Raw genomic sequence first — 21,359 nt, forward strand, 5'->3', positions numbered from 1 at the left:
CACTTAAAGCTATTAACCAGCTGACGCCGATACTCTATCAGCGTCAGCTGGTTTAATATTGTTCATGATAGAAGATTAAATAATCGATAAGATAACTGTTACGGCTTCGGCCCTTGTAGCCGCATCAAGAGGTGCGAAGCGTTTATTCGTCTTGCCGGTCATAACCTCTGCTTTTTGCAGAGCTGCAGCGTACTCCTTTGCCCAGCCTGGGATTTGTGCATCATCCGCAAACTCCATTTGACTCTGAGCTCCGGGAAGCTTCAACGCCCTAGCGACAATAGCGGCTAACTCTATTCTTGTCAACGGATCATTCGGCCGCAAATTGCCATCCCTATATCCCGTAATCCAACCTTGTTTAACGGCGATCGCTATGGAAGCCTGAGCCCACTTGCCTATTGATGCTTGATCTGCAAACACTACGCTATTACCGCTTCCCTCACTAGCATTATGGATACCAACAGCTTCCTTTGTTCCAGCAACCTCAACAGCTCCAACAGCCGCATTAGTTTTCGCAGCACCGTTTAGCGCTTGAACTAGCATATGAATAAACTCTGCGCGGCTTACCTTGCGGTCCGGCTGAAAGCTGCCGTCCTCATACCCTTTTACGAATCCTTTTCTGACAGCAAGTTCGATTTCCTGTTTGGCCCAGTGATTAAGGATGTCTGTAAATTCGACCGTTGGAGCAGCACTATTCTCCGCCAATACGGCAAAATATCCCCATTGCTCCGTATGGGCGGTCACATATCCGTCTACAAGCTGCGAGTCTGCGGCCTTTTCCCATTGGCCGCTTGTTTGATTATAAAAGTAAATAGCAGCTGTCTGACCTTCCTTCAGCCGTTTGACATCCGCCTTTATTTTAATGGCAGTCGGCTTGACAAATGGCTTTTCTGCAAGATGCGCCAGTTCAAATACAGGCGATAGGCTGCCGCCCTTCCAATTAGCCAGCAGCCCTTTCGCTTCCGCCTCGGGCATCTCTCTCAGCTTTAAGATCCAATCGGATAGCTGTGCGTACTCGGATATCACCGCTTCAAAACGGTCACCAAGCTTTAATTCTCCTCCTTCATTAGAAGAGAAGCTACGCTCAGCCGACCTTTCATTTGCGACGCTGTCGTCGATATTCGCCGATCCGCCCGAATTTGGGTTAGGATGAACTGGGGGGGCTGGCTCCTTGAGCGACTCTACTAAGGCGTCATAGGCTGGTTTTGCCCCATAATTCTCATCAAAAATAAGTCCGTTGCCATAATCACCATACGAATGATGAGGCTGCAGGGACGAATAACGGTCTGTAAAGCCCCACATCGATAATGCGCCAAACTTCACGCCTCCAACGTTAAACTTCTTCACCATATCAGCGATAGAGCCAAAATATTCGCCTTGCTCTTGAAGCGTTTCCTCATTCACCGCGTTATGAATATTCATATCCAGCTCGGATACGCGAACCTCGATTCCCAAATGAGCAAATTTAGACGCCGTCGTTTTGAATTCCTCCGCGCTGACCGGGTCCCACTCATCCGTCAAATCCTCATGCATCTGGAAGCCAACGCCATGAATCGGTACGCCGCGCTGCTTCAGCCCCTTCACCAATTCGTATACAGCGTTGCTTTTAACATTATTTTCTTCAATCCAGTATTCATTCATATAAAGCTTAGCGGCCGGATTGGCGGCATGCGCGGCGCGCAGCGCAATCTCGATATACTCCTCGCCGAGTTTATCGTACCAAATCGAAGGCCGAATAGAAGGATCGTCATTCATGCCGGCAAGCGGTTCATTAATGATGTCCCAGCTCAAAATTTGCGGATAGCGGCCTACAACTGTTGCGATATGCTCCTCCAAAATCGTTTTCAGCTCGCTATCGCTGAAATTCCCTTCTGTCACCCATCTCGGCACAGCTTCGCTCCATGCCATTGTATGTCCGTGAACCTTCATATTGTTCAGCTCGGCAAATTCCATTAAGGCATCCATCTCGGCAAAAGCATACTGATTCCGTTGCGGATGTATAAATTGAAACTTCATATCATTTTCCGGTGTAATCATATTGAATTCGCGGCCCAATACTTCCGCGTATTGCGGATCGCTTATTAGCGCATTGACAGAAACCGCCGTACCAATCGATAAGTGCGGGTAATTTTTTTCCGCCAAGCTGCGCAACGATTGCGCATTGCTTCCGGACTTTTTAAACTGCTGGTCTATAATTTCTACGGATGAGGACTCATTTAGCGGCTTCACATAAATCGCTTGCATGATAAATGACTTGCCGACAGCGGCATCTGCGCCAAAATACGCTTTTCCGCTTTCAAATACACCCGGATCATCAAGCTCGACCACTTTATTTTTATTCAGGTGAAATTCCAGCTTGCCGTTGTTCCTCGCCATGGAAACCACGACCTCTCCTGCCCCGGCATAGTTGAACTGACCGGTTGCCGGATAAGAGGAATCTCCGTCATATACGCTTACGTTCAGCTTGCCATTGGAAAGCTCCATGCTGACATATCGGCCTTCTTCCCGCCATTCATCCTGGATGACCGGCAGTGCTCCATACAGCTGAACTGATGCCCGCGCCTGTTGCGAGGCAAGCAGCGAAAAATCTACACTAAAGTCACCATCAACGCTCAATCGAGGTCCCTTAAGGTTAATAGGGGGATTGGCGACGGCAGGCTGTGACGGATGATTCCCAAGCGGTACGATGCCACGGCCCATTCCCTGTATAATGACTTGATTACCGGACGCGACAGCGCCGGAAAATAGATTCCAATTGTGACCTTTTAGCACGTTATAACCCTCAGTTCTACCCGAGATTTCGGCTTTATCTGAACGATTGCCCGCCAAATCTACTGCTCTAATTTCAAAGTGATAGGCGGTGTCTGGCGCCAGTCCCTCCAGAACAGCCCTTGTACCGGGAATAAACACTGTGGTTTGCCCATATGTCACTTCGTAGCCTTTTATCACGATATTATCGCTCGAAGCCGACCAGGTCAGAACAATAGTATCCCCTGTAACTTCTTCAATCTGCGGTAAGCCTGGAACGCTAGGCTTCTCGGTATCACTTCCTTCATGCACCTCAACCCGGTCGATAATCGTTTGGTTCCCATCCGATGACCCTGGGTTGCTTAATGCAAGACCTGCAAGCACCTTATCCGCCATCTCTATTTCCCGTTCGCTAACTTTCGTCCATTCGGTTCCGTTGTCGGATATAAATCCGATAAACAGATCGCCTGAGCGAACGATTTTCACCCACTTTGGCAAATTCGCATCCCTCGTGGCATCAGCTGTACTGCCGCCTGTCAGATTGCGGTATTGGAAGGTTGCCACATTAGGCGTCATCATCATATCGGCATGCTTGGCATTCTCTGCAAGCGACTCCCTGAACATCACGCCGGCCTTCGCCCATTCACTCACCTGAACCATACTATGAACCCTTGCTGAAATAGAACCATCGCCTTCGAGCGATTGATAGATATAGTGCAGCGAGTCGCTTTCGCCCCAAATATCCGTCTCTATGCTTTTTAATGTAAAAGCCTTCGAAGTCCCATCATAGCTGGAGTTGCTTCCTTGATTCGCCTCTACTCCGATATTGGCTGCCTGCCATGGCGGTGGCATATTTGGACCTCCCGCTCCAGGCTCTTCTCCCTCTTCGAGCACCTGGACCTCTTGGAATGTAGCCTTGTTATCCAATGATGATCCCGGGTTGCTGACGGCAAGCCCAATATACGCCTGCTCGCTCATCGGTATTGTGATACTGCCGATAGTGTGCCAATCTGCCCCATCCTCCGAGATAAAGCCGGTAAAATTGTCGCCCTCGCGGCTCAGCTTCACCCAAAGGGGAACCTCAGCATCAGCAGTCTGATCGGCCATGCTTCCGCGCGTGTGCTCCCTGTACTGAAACGTAGCCCCATTCTCAGGCGTAATCATCATATCGGCATGCTTCGCTTCGCGGTCAAGCGACTCCCGGATCATAACGCCCGCTTTTGCCCATTCGCTCATCTGCTCCATAGTTCCAACCTTGGCGATGATCTCAGCGTCGCCTTCGATTTGCCGATAGATGTAATTCTGCGTGTCCATATTGCCCCAAATGTCAGAAGAAAGGCTGCTGATTTCAAACTGTTCCAAAGTCTCATCATAATTAGCCGTTCCAGGTTTCAAGCCGATATTTCTGGCTTTCCAGCCATCAGGCAGCTCCGCTTCATAATCCTGCTCAACCGGCGGCTCCCAGCCCGCTTCCGGCCACTGCCTTCTTTCATTAATTTTGGCTAACTCCGCCTCAGGCCAAGTATGGTAGGCAAAGAAGGACAAGCGTTGTACATTCGGATAGTTTTCCCGAATCCCTTTGTATACCTGCTGATACTCGTCATCGCTCCAATCGTTGTCCAGTGTGGCAACGATATCTACCTCTTCGCCGCTAACCCGATCCGCTGTATCCTTTAATATGCCGTACTCATCGCTATAAACCCAATCCGCCGCAAAGCCCCAGTCATCGAAATAAGCCATTGGAGCGATAAAGTCAATATGTGCTTTGAACTTCTCCGCATCTTGTCCCACTTCCACAAATTCAGGCGGCAAGATGTACACGCCAAGCTTCATATTCGGTTTAGTCGAGCTTGTAATGTCATTGCGAATATCCCCTACATAATTTCCAATCTGCTCCGTTCTCCATTCGTTCCATTCATCACGCTGTGCGGAAGCTTCGTCGAAATGAATAGTCAGGGGGGAATAGCCAAATTCCGCCTCAAACTTCCCTATCGTATAATCGCTAACATCCATGTTGTAGTCATCAAAGCGTATCCAATCCAGCACAACGCCATCTACATCGTAATTTTCGATAACCTCATTAATAATAGAACGTTCATACGCCTGCACTTCATGGTGGATCGGATTGATGAAATATTCGGAACCGTTCGAGCCGGTGAACGGAACCTGCGTTCCGTCTACCCAAGCATGCATTTGCCAATCCGGATGCGCCGTAAATGCCGCCTGATCATGGAACTGCGGAATCCAGGCATGCACCTTGATCCCTTTGCTATGAGCGGCATCGATAACATGTTGCAGTGCGTCAAAGCTTTCGTAGCCGGCCGCTATCGGAGCAATGGAGCTTTCATAAAACACTTGTCCGGACGGAACTTCGTCATCTTCATCCTGCTTTACATTCATGCTGATCACGGTAACGTTATATTGATCTGCCATGTCTACGAATGCCTGGACATCCGCAGCATTTTTAAACTGATTGACGGTTCTCACAATAAGCTCCGTCTCAAATGGCGCGTTCTCAGACTCCTCAGCCTGCACCGTGCTTGCGCCGCCCAGTCCAAGCGTTGTAACGACCATGCTGAACACCAGCAGAAGAGACAATCTTGCTCTTACCTTTGCCAACATAATAGATACCTCCGTCTATCGTTTTTTTTGCAAAAAAATATACATCTGGCGCGCACTTTACCTCCAAAAGTCTACAGTCTTATTCTCTCGTTGTAAGCTGTATAACCTGATAAGCAAAGCACGCGCGCACATGTATGAGCCAGTCCTTAATGTCCCCTATTCATTTTCTCTACGTTCGCCTGCCACTTCTCCGTTCTGAACTCCAGCAGCTTGGCCATGCCCGCTTTTTCAGAATCTTTTTTGGCCTGCTCCATGACGGCTTTTACTTCATCTTCCGTTTTGGCAAGAAGCATCTTCGCAAAAGACACAGTATAAATGTCATGAACATTTTGCGAGATTACGCCAATCTCGGAATCTGGCAGCGGCTCGGTATTGACGAACTCTGTAATGTCTTTGGAAGTCGCCCAAGTCACAGTGGATTGCGCGATCGTCTCCCATGATTGTTGCGACTTCGAAAGCGAAGACTCCAGACTCATTTTTGCTGTGTCGATAAAGCTGGTGTTGCCCGCCCAGTTGAAATCCTCGAACTTTCTCATTTTTTCCGTGCGTTCGTTAGCATCGACAGTCGTGTAGGTTTCATTCGGAATGGGCGAACCGTCTTCATTCTCTTCGTCCCAGTACAAGCCTTTTGGCCCAAAGAACAGCACCTTCTGGCCTTCGGGTCCCGTAATCCAATCATAGTAAGCAAAGATCGCTTCCGGATCTTTCGCCTCGGTTGTAATGACGTTGACATTCCAGCCCAGGCTTTCAAAGCCGCTGACAAAAACATTATCCTTATTCAATCCGGCTTTGCGAATCGGCCAAATAATTTCATAGCCGCTGTCTGGATTGGAGGCTGTCAGCGCGCGGTGCCCTTCCGCGCCATAGGTTGTAATATTGGACTCGATCATCACGGCAACGCGGCTTGTATTTACTTTTTCCTTCACTGCATCCTGCGTCTGCTGCAGGGCGTCCTGCGTAATCAGCCTCTCTCTAAACAGCTTGTTGATATACAGCATCAGCTCTTCAAAAGCGCTATCCTCGTATATCGATACAAGCCGGTTGCCATCCGGGTAGCCCATTAAGCTAATATTTTGGCTCGTGGAATCCTCTTTGAATCCGCCGTACATCACTTCCAGCCCTGCGCCTTTCTCTCCAACCTCGAGCGGCACCACATTCGGATATTTATCTCTTACTTGAATCAAATAAGCATAGAGATCATCGAAGGTTTCCAATGCTGGTCTGCCCAGCTCATTATATATATCTTTATTGACCATCCAGCCGCCGTTGCCGAATTTTCCTGAAGTATACCAATTCGGAATTTGATAGATCTTCCCGTCATCCGAGCGAAGAAGATTCATCGTGGATTCCTTCACATACTTTTTGAAATTCGGATATTTATCATAATAGTCATCAAGCGCAACCAGCTTGCCTGCCTTCACCAGGCGCTCAACCACAGCCCCCCGGTCTGTGAAAATAACATCCGGCAAATCATTGCCGACAATCATGGTATTCAGCTTTTCTTCAGCGGCACCGCCCGATTGTATAGGCTGAACCGTAACTTTGCGGTTATCCTGAATCCACTTCGTAGCTTCGTTGTCCCCCCATGGGGCCGTTGTCAACCAATCATAGTGCCCATAGAAAGAGAAGGTCACCGGCTTAATGCCGTCCACGCCACTCTCTTCATTTCCCTCTCCAGTTGCATTCGAGCTGCTTGGACCCGGGCTGTTCGTCCCGCCCTCGCCCGCATTGGAGCAAGCGGCAAGAAAAATAAGCAATGCCATGCTCGCAAGCGAAAACCATCTCCACCTTATGTTCATCTTTTCCCCTACTTTCTTTTTTTATATTGAAACTACTCCTTCATCGACCCGATCAATACTCCTTTTACAAAATACTTTTGTAAAAACGGATAGGTCAAAATAATAGGAATAGTAGCAACCATCATCGTCGCCATCGTCAGCGATTTTGTCGTAACCGTCCGATTGCGGTTCATATGCTCCTGCGCGATTGCGTTGGCTGATGACATCTCCGTCATAATGTTGGAGTTCATAATTTGCCTCAGCAAGGTTTGAATCGGCAGCAGTTCATCCTTCGACACATAGATCGCTCCGGTAAACCAGTCATTCCAATGCCCGACAGCTGTGAACAGCGAGATTGTCGCCAGCACCGGACCGGAGATCGGTACCACGATGCGGAAAAAGATGCCGTAATTGCTGCAGCCGTCTATCTTCGCCGACTCCTCCAGACCATCGGGAAGCGCGGAGAAGAAGGTGCGGATCACGATCATATGGTAGACGCTGATCAGGCCGGGAATAATATAGACCCACAACGTATTGATCATTCCAAGCGAGCGTACCAGCATGAACGTCGGAATCAATCCGCCGCTGAAAAACATCGTTGCAATAAAGAAAACCATATACTGCTTGCGCATCAGAAGCATTTTTTTCGACATACCGTAAGCCAGCAGCGCCGTCAAAGAAACCGATAATACCGTTCCGCTGACCGTTCTAATAATGGATATCCAAAAGGAATGAATTAGCCTGTGATCTCCAAATACAATGCCATAGTTCTCGAGCGTAAATGCTCTTGGCCAAAACGTTACTCCGCCCAGTGAGGTATCGCTTCCCAGGTTGAACGATATGACGAGCGAGTTCCAAAAAGGATACAGCATCACGATCCCGAGCAAAGCCAGCGCCGTATAGATAAAGCGTTGCAGGATTTTATCACCGAGACTAAGCCTCATATTTCATCACCCCAACTATGTCGTCGAATATCGCTTACCACAAGCTCACGCCCGCTCTTCTTGCCAATCTGTTCGCCACAATGAGCAAAGTGACGCTGATTACAGCTTTAAACAATCCGACGGCAGTCGCATACGAGAAGCGCGATTTCAAAATGCCTACGCGATATACATAAGTGTCAATAACATCGGAGTAATCCCGCAATATCGGGTTGGTTGCCAGCAGCAGGATATCCTCAAAGCCCGCACTCAATAGATTGCCGATTGCAAGGATCATAAATATGATAATGACCGGCGCGATGCTGGGCAGCGTGATCAGATAAATTTGCTTAAGGCGGCTCGCCCCGTCGATGGAAGCGGCTTCATAAAGCGTAGGATCTACGCCGGCTATCGCGGCAAGATAGACAATGCTCGCAAAGCCAATCTCCTTCCATACATTAACGCTCACTAATATCGTCCAAAAGTATTCAGGTATCGCCAAAAAGTTTATAGGATGCTCGATAAGATTAAGCTTTTGAAGTACAATGTTGATCGTTCCGTTATCAACAGAGAGGAGTGAGAATACGAAGCCGGACACAATCACCCAAGACAGAAAATAAGGCAGATAACTTACCGTTTGAATAATCCTCTTGAATGCCATATGACGAACTTCATTAAGCATAAGCGCCAGCAGAATCGGAGCCGGGAAAGTGATGACGAGCTTAAAGAGACTAATCGCGATCGTATTGCGCATAATGTTCAGAAACTCCGGCGCCTGAAAGAACATCCGGAAGTTTGCCAGGCCGGCCCACTCGCTTTTCCAAATTCCCGCAAAAATATCGTATTTCTGAAAAGCCATCAACACACCGTACATCGGAATATAACTAAAGATAAAAATAAAGATAACGCCCGGAATAACCATAGACTGCAAATCCCATTGCTTCCAAAACTGTTGCAGAAAGCTCGGCTTAGGGGCTGTCTTCACTGGCGCTCATCCTCCTTGCCTGCGGAAGCAGATACCATGAGCAGTCTGTCATCCACGTAGCAGAAGCTTAAACGCGAAAATGAAACCGTTTGCAAAAATTCTTCAAAACGATGGCTATCCATAAACTGAACCATCCTTTCATTGAATATTTTGAATATTGCGAATATTATTCAACTGCGTCCGCATCAGCTTGTTCATCAGCCCCCGGGTCATCTGCAGCCCGCTGCGTTCCATGGCCAGAATAACCGCCCCGATAACCGGTTCGTTTTTCAAAACCGTTAATGTGCAGTTCGCTGCCGCCTGCTTCACCTTCCGCTCGATCGCCGAGCGAATCATGCCGGCTTGATCACCTTTCGTCAGCAGACTGCCTGCAAGCACAATGTCGAACGTTTCACCGCCCATATCCAATTGGCGAATGGTTGCGGCTGCGGCAAGCCCTAGCTCCTCACCCTGCTTGACCAGCAGCCTGATCGCTGTCTCATCTCCTTCTTCAGCAGCCTGAAACAATAGTCTCGCTACGTCGACCGGCAGATGCCTGTCATGATCCAAATAATCATCCCTAAGCTCCGCTACGCTGGAGTAACCCAGCAGCTTGATCAGCTTATCCGTCAATTCTGTCGCCGTTTCCCTGCCTTCGTAAGCCCGGACTACGCTGCGAAACACTTCAACGCTCAGATCATAACCTCCGCCGAAATCGCCGAATTGATAGCCGAAGCCGCCGCATTGGAATAGCTCTCCAGCTTGATTGGTACCCGAGCAATTGACTCCAGATCCGCATATAATGACAAGTCCAAAGGGATTTTCCGTTCCTGCCCGCATCGCAATCATCGTATCGCCGGATATCTCCGTTCGCGGTAAGTTCAGACTGGCAATAATCGGGCGCAGGATGCGGTAATCGCTATCACGATCGGCGCCGGCAAGTCCAAACCAGGCATACTGAATTTGCTCTTCTGTTAATCCCGCTTCTTCCAGCGCACCCGTCACCGCTTCCTTCAAGCTTATCTCCGCCTGCGTCCGGTCTGTTTGGTGATTGCCGTTCCCTCCCCTCCCCATTCCGGCTATATCGCCGTTCTCATTTGTAATCAGCGCATAGGTTTTACTTCCACCTGCATCGACTCCCAAATAATATTTCACAGGCTGACTCACTCCTAAACATTCATTTATGATTGCTTCAAATAAGCAGTAGATTCTCGTACCAATAGCTGTGGACTAAGCTTCGTCACCGTTGGCGCTTCCATTTGCCCATTGATTTGTTCGAGCAGCAAATCCACGCCAATACTGCCCATCTGCGCTTCCGGCTGCCGCACCGTCGTCAATCTCGGGAAAAACTCGGACGCTAGCTTCTGATCATCAAAGCCTACTACCGATACATCATGCGGCACCATAATGCCCTCTTCTCGCAGCGCATGAATGACACCAAGTGCGATGAAGTCATCCCCTGCGAAGATTGCCGTAGGCAGCGTATCCTCTCTAATCCACTTTTTGGCTACATCGTAGCCGCTGCTTACTGTAAAACCGCTATATTCAATCGCAAAAGGAGTTAAAGCGGCGTCAGCTAATGCCTGCACATAACCTCTCTTTCTCTCTGTTACGCTCAAAAAGATCGTTGGCCCTCCAATATGAGCAATTTTCGTATGTCCAAGATCAATCAAATGTTTAGTCGCATCGTACCCCCCTTGGAAGTTATCCACCAACACGCTGGAAACATCATCATGCTCATATTGATTATCTAGCAGAATAAACGGAATTCTCTTCTTCTTCAGCTCGGCTACATTCTGCTCCTCTTCAATGGGCGACAGCAATATGATTCCATCCACACGATCTCGCTGAAACAAGAAATTGTTGGTTTCGCCTTCGCCTTCATGCTCCGAAATAGACAGTGTCAAAAAATAACCCTGATCTGCCAGCTTTCGATTTGCAGCTTTAATCACACGATCATAGAAGGAATCGTTCAAATTTGTAATCGACATCCCGATGATGCCAGTCTTGCCGCGAACCAGGCTTTGCGCTGCTGAGTTAGGCTGATAATTCAGCTCTTCCATCGCTTTCAGCACCTTCTGCCTGTTCACTTCGCGAACGGTCGGTGAATTATTGATGACCCGTGATACGGTTACAATAGATAAACCAGATTTTTTTACCACATCATGTATGTTCATTTGGACCTCTTTCTCCTTTAAATCATTTAGCATTTACGCTTAAGTTTAAACGTTAAAATTCCAACGTAATGCTAGCACCCATCTCGATGGTTGTCAATTTGGAGCTGCTCATGGTACCGTTTTTGTGCCACCCCTGTCCATCTTCACACGTTTCTTATTCCAAACTCCAAAGTGTTTCACTCACTAGTCAAAAGTATAAAGGTTTAAACTTTTGACTTAAAAAAATTTATATCTGAAACTTTTAGCAAAAGCGCTGAAAACCTTGGAAACAGGTAAGGGATTTCTCAACACACGAAAATCAATCCCAATGAGGTTATACTTACTTGCTACTATTTCGCCCGGGAAAGTTTAAAGGTTTAAACTATAGGTACATATTACCACCACACCTTCTATCCGTCAATCTTATTATTGGGGGAAGCACAAATGCCGTAAAATGGCTGCCTAAAAACAAAAAAGGTGGAGAATCGGTGTGATCCCTCCCCCTTTCAGTTATTTAATTAGTTTGGTTACAGTAGTCATGAGTTCATCCAAAACTTCGCGATCGCCTTCTTGAATCCGTTCAATGACACAACTTTTTAAATGGTGTTCCAACAGTTGTTTACCCAGTCCATTCAGAGCGGATTGTATGGAAGCGATTTGATGCAGCACATCATCACAGTATGTGTCTTTTTCGATCAGTCCTTTAACCCCGCGCACTTGTCCTTCGATACGATTCAGTCGATGAATCAAACTGAGCTTTGTTTTTTCGGAATGATGACTTTTGCGCTCTACAGAAGATGTATGGTCGATTGAGGTGGCCTCATGTGTCGTTTTATCCATTTGAATCAACTCCCTCTTAGTTAGATTAACATCGCCTACCCCCTATGTAAAGGGAGGCCAGACGTCCCCTATTTACGACTGCGCAAGCCAGCTTATTCGTAAGTTTCCTCGTACCGAAAAAGCAGCTCAGCTTAAGCGTGAGCTGCTTTTCGGTGAACGATATCTATACGGAAAGCCACCTTCCGCTTTATTCAACAATCCGCTTATTCACTGAAATTCTCTGCGAATCCAACCAACACCTTCTCATCCATCACAATCGTCGATGATTCCTTAATCTGCGATCCGTTGCAACTGCTCAAGCGAAATCCGATTCACAAATTTGCTGAACTTTTCCTTGCCTTTTGCATGCTCCTTATAAAAATCAATGATGGCCGTAACTGCGGGAATAAGCTGGTCTTCCGTCATTCCTGAACGAAGCAGCTTGGCGAAGGAGGTTTTTAGCCCCTTAGGTTCACCGCCAACATAAATATCAAACGTATCACGCATTTTGACAACGCCGATATCCTTAATCAGCGGTTCGCTGGTCCCTAACGCGCAACCGGCATAGCCGATTTTTAGCGGTGTAGGCGTTTCGATGCCAGCTATTGCTATATTCAAGGTTGCTGCTGTTTCAAGCCCCGCTTCTTCGGCACCTTTACAGAAATTGCAGGCAATTAGACTTTTAGTTACGAACCCCGCAGGATTCACTTCAAGACCATAACGCTCAAGTTCTTCCTTAATGGCTTCCCTTTGTTCGATCGGCACTTCTGCATAGAGCTGTTTGAAGGGGGTCATTTCCACTTTAGCATCTGATCCTAAAAGATTGCCGATTTGCACAAGTTGGTTTGGCGTGAACAAGCTGCCGCCAAGTTGAATCACTGGGCTTATAGCTATTTTCACTTTTTCCCCCACGATTCTTCCTCTCCTCCGTTCAGACTTAACGAATCACTTTGAAAGTAGTATACCCCTCCACCCTATATATAGTCAATGCATTTTCACAATACCCCTCTACCCTATGCAAATAAGATAAAAAAAGCGCCTGCTGACATCGAGCCAGCAGGCGCCTGTTAGGGCGTATAAAAATATTTAATGATCCATTATTTCAAATACTTGATAAGCTTGGACCAAAAGGCCGAATAGTGCTCCCAGTTCATAAATTCCAATGATCCCCAGTGCGGCGAACAATCGCTTGCAAATGCTGCGGTCTTGCCCGCTCCGTAGGTTCCGACCGTCAGAATAGCATCGCCTTCATGGCTTAGCAGTTCCTCTGCCCCCGGCTTGGCGGACAGCTTATTATACCCTAGCAGCTTAGGCCATTCTCCCAGGTCATTGACCAGCGGATGTGGCTGCGATACGTGGGGCGAGAAGCCGCTCGGCTTCTCTACCCGATCATCCTTATCCATCATGACAACCGGCAGCACATCGGCCAATATCGTATTTCGGTAATTGGCTTTTCCTTCGATGCCCATGAAGGTCAGATAACCGCCAACCATCAGCAGGCCGCCTCCTTCAGCTACATATTGCTTGATTAGCTCAAGGGCGTCCGGAATGATTTGCATTTGATAGAAGGTTGGATTTTGAAGCAGGAATGTGTTGGCCCCTACGTCGCTAAGCACAATTGCATCATAGGCTTTGAGCTCTTCCAACGATTGAGGAAAACGCACCTGTACTTCATGCGCAGGCATATAGGTAACGTCGACTCCCTCCTGACGCAGACAGGACAGCAGATAGGTTGCTCCCTCCTCGTACTTGGTCGAGGTAAAGCTGTCATAACCTTTCGTATGAATCATATGCACGACCCAGGATTCGCCAACAAATAAAATTTTCATCAGTTCAAGCACCTCCGTATTTTTATATCACCAGGCCCTATACCTACGGGCTGTCTAGATTTCATTTTTACGATTCCTCGATTTCACACCAGTCCACAATCGTTTTGGCAATCATCTTGACCGCCTGAATCACTTCATCGACAGGTGTAAATTCATCGCTGTGATGGGCAAGACTTGGGTCGCCAGGTCCAAAGTTAACGGTCGGAATGCCGACGTTCACCGGCCAGCCCATATCGGTATGGAAGCCTAGTCCTTCGATCTTCCCTTCCTCTCCAATCGCCTTCAAGGATTGGACACAGGTCTGTACAAAGGGGTGAGACACATCCGTCTCCGCACAATCGGCATCCACCAGCCATTCGATTTCCGGCATATTCTCTCGCAACCAAGGATCTGATTCCGATACCTCACGCAGAAAGTCAATTAATTCCTTCTTTACGTTGCCCCCTACAAGCTTCTCGTCACGCTCCGAAGGCAAGTATTGCGCATTAAATACGATTTCCGCCTCATTCGCGAAGGAGGTCGGATATTCCCCAGCGTTTAATTGCGCGACATGCACCTGACAAGGGATCGCCAAGTAGGGATGAGTCTTGTTCACAGCCCATTGCTCATTCAAGCGGTCCAGATGCTCCAGAATATATCTCGCTTTCTTAATCGCATCCACCGCGCCGCCGTCCTGCCAATCCGCCTGCGGCATCTCAATATGACCGCTGCGGCCTTGAATCTTGATTTTGCCCCATAATATTCCCCGGCAAAGCGGGGCAATCGTTAGTGAGGTCGGTTCTGTCAAAATGCATGCATCCGCTCGATAGCCATGATGGATGAAATCAAGCGCTCCCATGCCTCCCGCTTCCTCATCGACAACCGTGCCGACGACAACCGGACCTTTAAGCTTAAACCCGCTGCGAAGAATCGCTTCGACGGCCATAATCATGGCTGCGACTCCGCCCTTCATATCAACGGTGCCGCGGCCGTACATCTTCCCGTCGATCACTTTGCCCTCGAAGGGATCGACCGTCCATTTTGAGCCTGCCATGACGACGTCAATATGACCGAACAAGAGCAGGGACTTGCCTTCCGTTCCTTTGCCAAACGTAGCCGCCAGATTGGGTCTGCCCGTAAAATCTCTTCCCGGATAATAACCCGCCATGCCTTCATATTGCTTTAGTTCATCAGCGACGGGCTCCCACATCTCAACATCTGCGCCGAGCTTCTCCAGCTTGCCGGCAAGAAATTGTTGCAGGTCCTTCTCTTTGGATGGCGCCGGCTCCTCGAAGAACCAGGGATTGACGCTCGGAATTTGAATAAGCTGCTGTAAAAAATGAATAATTTCATCTTGATGATTCTCGATCCATTCCATCACTCTCTGTTCTTGGTTCATCTCTCTCTCTCCTTTTTGGCAGCACTCTCCTGATACAACATGAATCCGTTGCTGTTGTAAGCAAGAGTATCAGGAGCCGTACCAGCTCGCTTATTCGAATCGAACGGTGCTACCGCCCACAAAATCAACCCACGGATTGATCATCTCATCGCCGAATTTATCCTTCTTCTTCTCAATGCCGAACAAATAGCGCGCGTCGTCCGAAGCCGGGTAGGCCGGGCTATGCCAGACCCCCCGGTTGATGACGATAGCTTGTCCGGGCTTGATTCGGAAGCACTTAACGGTGGATGGGTCCGGGTTTTCATCCGGATCGTCGATGTCGATGCATTTTGCTACAGGTTGTACAATCTCTCGATCAAAGGTAAGCAGCAGCTCTTCACGACTGACATGCCTCTCCATGGCCGTGACGACAAATTCGCGTCGCTTGGTGATCACAAGGCCAAATCCGATGGGCTCCCATACGTCCAGCATTTGCACATAGCTCCAGCAATCCCACCCGTCGCCGGATTTGGAGGGATCAATCGCCGGCACATCCACTACTTTGCCATAGGGAGCGAAAGCCTCCTCCGTCAAGACTTCTATCTGCACCTTATACTCCATTAAGGCCGCCTCCTTTCAGGGGGTTTTATTAGAAATCAAAGCTGTCCACATTATCGTTCGTGACTTCAAGCGTGCCAATAAAGACACTTTGTCCGTCAACCTTCACTGTCCCAATCGTCGGAATCTCCATACCGTCCTTGATTTCCTTGCCTTGAGCCAGTTGATCCAGAATATAGACCGTTACGTAAGCCAGCTTGCCCGGATCCCAAATAATATCTGTTTTAATCGTCCCGTTCTTGATGTAATTTTTCACGAGGCTCGGCACGGCAATGCCTGTTATGGCCACTTGGTTTTTCTCCAAAGTACCTGCCTTTACAGCTTGCTCTACTACCTCCGCTGCAGCAGGTGGTTCGCCACCAGCAAATCCAATAATGCCTTTCAGATCAGGGTAGGTTTGAAGCAGGTTTTGCGCATTGGCATACGCCTTCTGTTGATCATCGTCGCTCGCGACAGTCGTTACGACCTCAATATCCGGATAGTTCGCTGCAAAATAAGCTTTAGACGCATTGGATTTGGCAATCTGGTTTTGTGAGCCAAGACCGGCTACCATGAACGCGACCTGTCCTTTGCCGCCGATTTCCTCTCCGATCGTTTTGGCCAGAAGCTCTCCGATTTCCTGGTCTGTAGCCGGAGCGACATAATATTGGCGGTCTGTGTCCGGCGCGTCACTGTCCCAGGTCACAATGTTGACACCTTGGCCTGCCGCCTTCTTGAACACAGGACCTACCGCTTTCGCATCATTGGGCGATACACCGATACCGCTTACTTTGCGGGTCAGCATATCCTGAATCATATTAATTTGCTTGGAGGAATCCGCCTCTGTCGGCGCATTGAACAGAACCTTTACCTTCAAATCGGCTTCCGCCTTCTTCGCGCCTTTCTCAGCCGCCGCCCAATAAGCAGGGCCGATGGACTTGGGATTCATAAAGTACGTTCTAGTTCCCGAAGCCCCCTGGTTCGTTTTGCCTCCGTTATCCGTTTGGTTCCCGCTTGTACTTCCGCATGCTGCCAAATTCAAAGCCAATACACCCGTCAGTAACGTCAATGCCAGCTTTTTCATAGGTTTCACTCTCCATTGAATTTTTTGTTTCCTACAGCAAGCAGAAGCAATGCCCCTAATATAACTGCCTGATAAAGCACGGATACACCTAATAGATTCAATCCATTACGCAAAAACACGATAATCAGCAGCCCGACAAATGTCCCTGAAAGACTCCCCCTTCCACCAAAAATATGTGTGCCTCCTATCAAAGTCGCTGTAATAACATCCAGCTCTATATTGGTACCCGATGTCGCCTCAGCGCTTGCCAGACGCGACACCAGAAATATACCCGCCAAGGCCGAAAACAATCCGCTAAGCATAAAGAGGATAAACCGTATGCGTACGACCGAGATGCCTGAGTAGCGAACAACCTCTTCATTGTTGCCAATCCCGTACACATAGGTGCTGAATCTTGTTTTCTTCATCACGAAGCTGGCCAAGAGGAACATCACCACAAGGAAAATCGCATTAACCGGAATGCCGGCGACATATTGCTGGCCCATAAAGTAGAATGCATCCGGAAAGCCGCTAATGGGTCTGCCCTGATTGATCACGTAGACCAGACCCCGCAGCATCACGAGCATGCCAATGGTGACGACAATAGCCTGCATGCGGTGCCTTGCGATCAGATAGCCGTTAACCGCCCCGCACAGCAAGCCAGCCAGCAGCCCAATGATCACACTGATCCATATATCGAGGCCCCGCTCAAAGGCAACTCCCATACATACAGCGGAGAAAGCCAGAATAGAGCCGACTGACAGATCCATAGCACCGGATATAATAATCATGGTCATCGGAATGGCGATCAGCCCTACTTCAACCATCTGATTCAGCACATTCATAATGTTGGTGACGGTCAGGAAATAGGGAGACAAGAAGCTGAACAGGACGATGATGACGAGCAGTAGCAGCATTTGAACAATCAGCTTATTTCCTTTAAACGGGAACCGGCTTGTCCATGCACTCATACCAAATCCCCCTCTTTCCCTTTGTTTTGCCGTATGCGCTGCAGCGTATTAATGACAATTGCCAGAATAATCAGAAAACCAGTTGCGGCATCGACCCAGAACGGAGACACCTTGGATATAATGAGTCCATTTTTGACAATACCCATAAATAGCACACCCAGCATCGTTCCGGCTACGGTACCGACTCCTCCAAATATGCTTCCTCCACCGATAAGAACGGCTGCCATGACTTCAAATGCCAAACCGCTGCCTGCTGTCGAGGCTTGTACACTGCCTACCTTGGCTGCGAAAATAACCGAGGCGATCCCGACCAGTAAGCCGGTTAATACATAAACCTTAAACTTGGTTCGGGCTACACTGATTCCCGCAAGCTTGGCTGCCGGGCCATTCCCTCCTATGGAGTAGATTCTTCGGCCCATGCGGGTGAATTTCATTAAATAGATGAAAATCGCGATCAGAATGACGGCTATTAGCAGCGGAAAGGAAAAGCCGAGCAAATACCCTTGTCCGAAAAATCGAAATCCTTGCGGAAAGTTCGTCATCCAGGTTCCTCCGCTAATCCCTACCGCAATGCCCCTGAAGATGTACATGGTGGCCAAGGTGACAATGATGTCCGGTATTTTCCTCACCGCGATGAAATAGCCATTAACCATGCCGCATAGAACTCCGATGCATATCCCCATTGCGGCTGCTATCCACGGATGAATGCCATGGCTGAGAAACAACCCGACAGAAGTCGCTGTCACCGCCAGCACAGAGCCGACGGATAAATCCATGCCCCCCAGAAGAATGACCATCGTCATCCCGATCGCCACGATAAACATGGAGACATTCTGATCCAGAATCAGCCTCATATTTTCGAATTGCAAGAAGTCGGGTGAAATGATGGAGAACAACAGTATGACGAGAATGGTAAATAAGATAATAGGCGCTTCATGCACATTGAGTAGGCGTTTCATAAGTGGCCTCCTTCTGGGAGAGGGTGTGAAGCACGCTGCAGCAATTGTTCCTGGTCAGCCTCACCATGTGCAAATTCATGTACGATCATGCCTTTGTACAGCACCAGTATCCGATCACTGAGGCCAATGACCTCCGGCATTTCGGATGAAATCAGCAGGATGCTCAATCCTTCCTCGGCCAGTTGATGAATGATATTGTAGATCTCCGCCTTCGCTCCGACATCAACTCCCCGAGTCGGCTCTTCCAGAATAAGAATATCCGGATTCGTGGCAAGCCATTTGCCAATCACGACCTTTTGCTGATTACCGCCACTCAGAAAGTCAACGCTTTGTCCGTCGCTGGGCGCTTTAATCCTCAGCTTCTCCATATACTCCTTGCTCATCCCTTTAATCCGCTCTTCGTCCAGCACCCTGTATCTGGAGAGCTGGGGCAGCATCGGGATCGTCAGATTTTGCCGGATGGACATCGGTTTAATGATGCCTTGACGGTGACGATCCGGCGGAACATAGGCAATCTTCTTCGCTTTAGCCTGGCTCGGACTATTGATTTTAACCGCTGTCCCCCGAATGGTGATTTCACCCGTTCCCCGCTTTAGACCGAATAATCGCTCGGCAATCGTATGCGTGCCTGAACCCGGAACACCGAACAACCCTAATATCTCTCCCTTTCGCAGCTCAAAGGATACACGATGTGCGGAATCGAGCGACAGCTGATCGACCTTCAGCACAACCTCTTGACCCTGCTTTTGCTCCCTTACCGGATATAGCTGGCCGACCTCTTTGCCCACCATCATTTGGATCAAGCTCTGTTCGGTCACCTCTTCGATCCCTCGGGTATCAATCTTGGTTCCATCCCGCAGCACCGTTACCTTATCCGCAATTTCAAATATTTCCTTCATGCGGTGGGAAACATACACTATGGCTACGCCTTGCGCCCTGAGCCGATTGACCACATCAAACATTTTTTTCACTTCGTTTTCCGGGAGTGCGGCCGACGGTTCGTCCATAATGAGCACATCCGCCTTAAAAGACAGCGCTTTCGCAATCTCGATTACTTGTTGGCTATGGACTCCGAGATGCCGGACCTCCTGGCGGACATCAATTTCACCTCCTCCTATGGAATCAACCAAACGCTGCGCCTCATCATACATTTTGGACCATTGTATTCGTCCGAATCTGCCCACCATCTCAGGACGGTCGATAAATATATTTTCCGCGGCTGTCAGATTGGAGAACAAATTGAATTCTTGATGAATAATGGACACTCCTTGCCGCTGGGCGTCAAGCGGATTGCCGAATGTCACTTCTTTATCCTTCAGTCTGATCGTCCCTTGCGTCGGTGAATATACGCCGGACAAAATTTTCATCAGTGTAGACTTTCCTGCTCCGTTCTCTCCCATAAGCGCATGAACCTCGCCGGGATACAATTCAAAGCTAACATTGGATAACGCTTTGACCCCTGGGAACTCCTTGCTGATGCCTTCCATTTTCAAAACCGGATGTCTCATCGTTCGACCTCCTATTCACCTTACTGAGCTGCTTTATGGATAACTTTAACAAGTCTAAGCGTTAAATCGTCAAAGTCAGAGAATGCAGGTGTCCCTTTCAAGGAAAGAAACCCCGTCTATTACCTTTTTTATCATGCCCTTATTGATCGGTTATTCTACTTTGTCAGGAACGACTGTACCTGATCATCCCTCGGAATCGAACTCTGGGCGCCTGGCTTAGATACAGCAAGCGCCGATGCTGCTGTCGCATAGCGCAGACAATCGCGCAGCTCTGCTCCCGTTACATATTTGGCTGCGAACGCTCCAATGAAGGTGTCTCCGGCCGCTGTCGTATCCACTGCATCAACCGAAAATGCGGGAAATGTGATTAGACTTCCGGATTGGTCCATATAGATCGAGCCTTTGCTTCCTAAAGTAATAATGAGTTGAGGAATGCCGTCTTTAAGCATTTTCTTCCCGGCCTCCAGTGCCTGGCCGCTTCCTTCAATACGGATGCCGCTTAGCGCCTCGGCCTCGACCTCATTCAGAATGAGGAACGTGACCTTGCTCAGTTGGCTCTGGTCAAACCCGGCTATTGGAGCAGGATTCATAAATACCGGAATACGCTTCTCTGCCGCTTTATCCAGTACCCTTCCATTGGCTTCAGATGATATTTCATTTTGCAGCAAAATGAGGTCGAATCCAGAAAAGTCCAATTGATCCACCTCGTCCGCACCATATCTTCCATTAGCGCCTGAGGACAAAATAATGTTGTTCTCGCCTGCTTCATCTACTGTAATCAAGGCAACCCCCGTCATACATGCCTTCTCGGCCACATAATCAAGATCAATCCTGTCTTCCGCCAATCCCCTGCGTATGTCGACGCCGAAGGAATCCGCTCCGAGTCCCCCGGCCATAGCGACCGAAGCACCCGATCGAGCGGCGGCAACCGCCTGATTAGCCCCCTTGCCTCCAATAAAGAAACGGGTCTCGTTGCCCTGCATCGTTTCGCCGGGAATCGGGTGACGCTCAACCTTTGTGACAATATCCATATTCATGCTGCCCACTACCAGGATCCTCGCCATGGCTTTC

16 protein-coding genes are annotated in these 21,359 nt (G+C 48.7%); all 16 read right to left on the minus strand.

The features are described from left to right. Window positions 1-75: 75 nt before the first annotated feature. Window positions 76-5,367, minus strand: coding sequence for an endo-1,4-beta-xylanase (locus ACFVSO_RS20050; protein WP_387476837.1), 5,292 nt, complete (start codon window positions 5,365-5,367; stop codon window positions 76-78). Window positions 5,368-5,513: 146 nt separating this feature from the next. Further along, entirely contained in the window at window positions 5,514-7,166 is a 1,653-nt protein-coding gene (locus ACFVSO_RS20055) for an extracellular solute-binding protein (protein WP_387476839.1), read from the minus strand. 32 nt (window positions 7,167-7,198) lie between these two features. Continuing rightward, entirely contained in the window at window positions 7,199-8,089 is an 891-nt protein-coding gene (locus ACFVSO_RS20060; RefSeq protein WP_387476841.1) for a carbohydrate ABC transporter permease, read from the minus strand. 34 nt (window positions 8,090-8,123) lie between these two features. Beyond that, window positions 8,124-9,050, minus strand: coding sequence for an ABC transporter permease (locus ACFVSO_RS20065; RefSeq protein ID WP_387476843.1), 927 nt, complete (start codon window positions 9,048-9,050; stop codon window positions 8,124-8,126). Window positions 9,051-9,188: 138 nt separating this feature from the next. Next, a complete protein-coding gene (locus ACFVSO_RS20070; protein WP_387476845.1) occupies window positions 9,189-10,184 on the minus strand; it encodes an N-acetylglucosamine kinase in 996 nt (331 codons plus the stop codon). Between the two features lie 26 nt (window positions 10,185-10,210). Continuing rightward, entirely contained in the window at window positions 10,211-11,206 is a 996-nt protein-coding gene (locus ACFVSO_RS20075; protein WP_387476847.1) for a LacI family DNA-binding transcriptional regulator, read from the minus strand. A 489-nt stretch (window positions 11,207-11,695) separates the two neighbouring features. After that, complete coding sequence (locus tag ACFVSO_RS20080) at window positions 11,696-12,025, minus strand: metal-sensitive transcriptional regulator (protein ID WP_387476849.1); 330 nt, start codon at window positions 12,023-12,025, stop codon at window positions 11,696-11,698. 270 nt (window positions 12,026-12,295) lie between these two features. Then, window positions 12,296-12,916, minus strand: a complete 621-nt coding sequence (locus ACFVSO_RS20085; protein ID WP_387476851.1) for a nitrite reductase — start codon at window positions 12,914-12,916, stop codon at window positions 12,296-12,298. A gap of 185 nt (window positions 12,917-13,101) precedes the next feature. Beyond that, the gene (locus tag ACFVSO_RS20090; RefSeq protein ID WP_387476852.1) at window positions 13,102-13,833 is read right to left on the minus strand and encodes a glutamine amidotransferase; all 732 of its coding nucleotides are present in this window, start codon (window positions 13,831-13,833) and stop codon (window positions 13,102-13,104) included. A 67-nt stretch (window positions 13,834-13,900) separates the two neighbouring features. Continuing rightward, window positions 13,901-15,211 (minus strand): ArgE/DapE family deacylase, encoded by a 1,311-nt coding sequence (locus tag ACFVSO_RS20095; RefSeq protein WP_387476853.1) that lies wholly within the window; start codon window positions 15,209-15,211, stop codon window positions 13,901-13,903. Window positions 15,212-15,301: 90 nt separating this feature from the next. Continuing rightward, entirely contained in the window at window positions 15,302-15,811 is a 510-nt protein-coding gene (locus tag ACFVSO_RS20100) for an ureidoglycolate lyase (RefSeq protein WP_387476854.1), read from the minus strand. 28 nt (window positions 15,812-15,839) lie between these two features. Next, window positions 15,840-16,871: an autoinducer 2 ABC transporter substrate-binding protein gene (locus tag ACFVSO_RS20105; RefSeq protein ID WP_387476856.1), complete on the minus strand. Its 1,032-nt coding sequence runs from the start codon at window positions 16,869-16,871 to the stop codon at window positions 15,840-15,842. Between the two features lie 5 nt (window positions 16,872-16,876). Further along, the gene (locus ACFVSO_RS20110; RefSeq protein WP_387476858.1) at window positions 16,877-17,821 is read right to left on the minus strand and encodes an ABC transporter permease; all 945 of its coding nucleotides are present in this window, start codon (window positions 17,819-17,821) and stop codon (window positions 16,877-16,879) included. Next, the gene (locus ACFVSO_RS20115) at window positions 17,818-18,780 is read right to left on the minus strand and encodes an ABC transporter permease (RefSeq protein ID WP_387476860.1); all 963 of its coding nucleotides are present in this window, start codon (window positions 18,778-18,780) and stop codon (window positions 17,818-17,820) included. Before ACFVSO_RS20115 ends, ACFVSO_RS20110 begins: the two co-directional genes overlap by 4 nt. After that, the gene (locus tag ACFVSO_RS20120) at window positions 18,777-20,288 is read right to left on the minus strand and encodes a sugar ABC transporter ATP-binding protein (RefSeq protein WP_387476862.1); all 1,512 of its coding nucleotides are present in this window, start codon (window positions 20,286-20,288) and stop codon (window positions 18,777-18,779) included. The genes ACFVSO_RS20115 and ACFVSO_RS20120 overlap by 4 nt, the downstream gene beginning before the upstream one ends. Window positions 20,289-20,443: 155 nt before the next feature. Continuing rightward, a complete protein-coding gene (rbsK, locus tag ACFVSO_RS20125) occupies window positions 20,444-21,352 on the minus strand; it encodes a ribokinase (protein ID WP_387476864.1) in 909 nt (302 codons plus the stop codon). Window positions 21,353-21,359: the final 7 nt, after the last annotated feature.

The organism is Paenibacillus sp. NPDC057967 (assembly GCF_042887015.1).
In the GTDB taxonomy this organism is placed as follows: domain Bacteria; phylum Bacillota; class Bacilli; order Paenibacillales; family Paenibacillaceae; genus Pristimantibacillus.